This is a genomic window from Candidatus Obscuribacterales bacterium (genome assembly GCA_036703605.1).
GTDB lineage: Bacteria > Cyanobacteriota > Cyanobacteriia > RECH01 > RECH01 > RECH01.
On record DATNRH010000566.1, the window covers coordinates 1 to 2916 of the forward strand.

General features: G+C 54.2%; 2 protein-coding genes. Both read right to left on the reverse strand.

Features of this window, described 5'->3' with window-relative positions; translation table 11 throughout:
- Window positions 1-147 precede the first annotated feature (147 nt).
- Complete coding sequence (locus V6D20_12090) at window positions 148-582, reverse strand: hypothetical protein (GenBank protein HEY9816520.1); 435 nt, start codon at window positions 580-582, stop codon at window positions 148-150.
- Window positions 554-2916 (reverse strand): pentapeptide repeat-containing protein (locus V6D20_12095; protein HEY9816521.1); only part of this gene is annotated, 2363 nt, incomplete at its 5' end. The genes V6D20_12095 and V6D20_12090, both read right to left, overlap by 29 nt.

Sequence of the window (2916 nt, forward strand, 5' to 3'; positions counted from 1 at the left end):
CTGGTTTTCTATGTGCTCTAGCTATTGCGTGGTTTAGTGGGGGGAATGGAATCATTTACTATTTTTCCTTGCGCCTCGCACTATACGGATCTGGTGTCGCCCCTTGGAACTATGCACGTTTCCTAGAACATGCTGAAAACCATCGCTTTATCCAACGGGTCGGCGGTCGCTATCGGTTTGTGCATGACCTGCTAAGGACGCGCTTTGCGGAGCGGTATCAATCATTGGAGCGTTAACTTGGGAGAGATAGAGCGTTGTTCTTAGGTCATGGCGATCGCTCTTGATGTGGTGACTGGTTGTGTGGTCGATCGCTCTTGATGTGGTGGTTGCTTTTGTGGGCGATCGCTCTTGATGAGGTGATGGGTTTTGCGATCGCTCTTGATGGGGTAATGGGTTTTGTGGGCGATCGCTCTTGATGGGGTGATTGATTGTGTGGGCGATCGCTTTTGATGTGGTGATTAGTTTTGCGGGCGATCGCAGCTCTCCTTTCCATAGGTCGCTGCAACGGTTTACCTCAATGCCTGTGCCGTGGTGGGATGAGTAACCTCTCTGGTCATTCTGTGGGTGTGTCAGTGGGTTCATCCCATGTTTTTTGTCGGGCACGCTCGACGTATTGCTGAACATTTTTGAGTGGCAAGTTGTATCGATCGCTCACTACTTGTACCATGTGATCGCAGTCTCGATCGGGGTTAATTCCAGCATCAAGTATGTATTGTGGCAAAGCGATATTACATATCAACGGCGGGTTTTCGGCCGTGAACTGCTCTGGAGTTAATTTTTGATTGTCGCGGAAGTCGGTGGCTAATAAAATAGCATTGCTGAGGTCGGTGTTGCTGAGGTTGGCGTTGCTGAGGTTGGCGAAGCGGAGGTTGGCGTTGCTGAGGTCGGCGTCGCGGAGGTTGGTGTTGCTGAGGTTGGCGGAGTGGAGGTCGGCGTTGCTGAGGTCGGCGTCGCGGAGGTCGGCATAGCTGAGGTCGGCGTCGCGAAAGTTGACGTTGCTGAGGTCGGCGGAGTGGAGGTTGGCGAAGTGGAGATCGGCGTCGATGAGGTTGGCGTAGCGAAAGTTGACGTTGCTGAGGTCGGCGTAGCTGAGGTCAGCGTAGCTGAGGTCGGCGGAGTGGAGGTCGGCTTTGCTGAGGTTAGCGTAGCTGAGGTTAGCGGAGTAGAGGTTGGCGTAGTTGAGATTGGCGTGGCGGAGATTAGCGAATCGGAGGTTGGCTGAGCGGAGGTTGGCGAATCGGAGGTCGGTGGAGTTGAGGTTGGCTGAGCGGAGATAAGCCTCTGCAAGCGGTGCTCGATATAAAGAGCGACAGTTTCCAAACCAGCGTTCGGCAAAATAGCGTGGCAGCCTATCCTTGGCATAACAGCCTTTAATCAAGTTTTCGGCTGCTTGCCCTTCTTCAGAGCCACTGCCATTGAGTCGTTCATAATCTGCTTTGATACCCTCTTCTCGCAGCCGATATTCAACGACTCCACCTATTAGCAGGGCTAGAATGATCAACCAGCTTGCCGTCTTCAGTCGATTGATCCGCCGCCGTCGAATGCTTTTTTGAATGAAATGATGGGCAGACTGCGACAGCGGAAAGGTCTGTGCCTGCTGCTTCTGGAACTGTTTGGCTTCAATCAACGGTAAGCCTTGCAGTAGGTAGCCTGGTGTTCTGCCCTGCTCTCGCCATTCCACGGCGGCTGTTTCAATCCGTCGCTGCTGCCGTAGTCGATCGCGATTGGTTTCAATCCACTGCCGCAACAATGGCCAATGGCGGATCAATGCCTCGTGGGCCACATCGACGATCGCCATTCGGTCATGGGTTGATCCTTTCGTGGTCATTTCACTGGTCACCAGCAAGCGATTGTCCGGTGCCGTTAGTTTGTTGAGCACCGCGTCAATGCGGGCCTGCGGATGAATCGCCGTCACCAAATCCTGCTTGGCCACCCGTCGCCTTGTATCTTCGGTTCCCTCGCCCAGTTGGGTCAGTGCCAAAAAGATATGGCGACAGGTGGCTTGTTCCTCTTCCGTGAACGCCTCATACAGCGTTGTAGCACGACTTTGCAGCGTTCCGTCAATGCCACCCAACCGTTGATAGCCAGCCAGCGTTAGTTCTCCACCGCTTGCCTCATGCCACACTTGCGTCAACGCATACTGCAACAGCGGCAGCCGTCCCGGTGCGCCTTGAATCTCCTTGAGGATCGTTTGCACCAAGAGCGGCTCCACCGTTGCCCCTACATGCTCAGCAGGCTTGCAAATGGCATCGGTTAACTCGTCCTTTGTCATGGGCAACACACTCACCAACTGCTGCTCCATCATCCGAGCCAAGCCGCTGTACTCTTGCTCCAGACACTTGCCCACAAAGTCTGCCCGCATTGCCAGAATGACACAGAACTTGTCCGGTTCCTGCTGCAATGCGCCCAGGACACAATCAAAAAAATGCTGTCGTTGCTCCAGGTCATCACAGCGGGTAAAGGCTTCCTCAAACTGGTCAATCACCAAAACTACCCGTGGTGCTGAGGATGCCTGCACCAGTCGCCCTAGTCCAGCTCCCCCTTCCTTCAGCAATCCCTCCGCTTTGCCGAGGTCTGCAGCCCGATCCAGTTGTGCCAGATTCGGATCGACGAACACCTCCGTCAGGTTCTTCATTGGTGTGGCATCCGGTCGCATGATCAAGATTTGCCATTGGTCACTGCCAGCAATCCGTCGCCCAACCTTCAGTTGATGCAGCAACCCCGCCCGCAGCACCGACGATTTGCCACTGCCCGATGCCCCCACCAATGCCAGAAAGTTAGACGTACGAACATTATCGAGCAACTGGTTCGTCAGTGATGCCCGCCCAAAGAAAAACTGGGGGTCATGGTCATTGCAGTCGAAATACTCTAAGCCTTTGTATGGACAGATGGCTTGCTCTAGCGTCGCTTTGGGTG

Coding starts and splice junctions, on each gene's coding strand:
- V6D20_12090 (HEY9816520.1), bottom strand. CDS start 582: ATGAACCCACTGACACACCCACAGAATGACCAGAGAGGTTACTCATCC.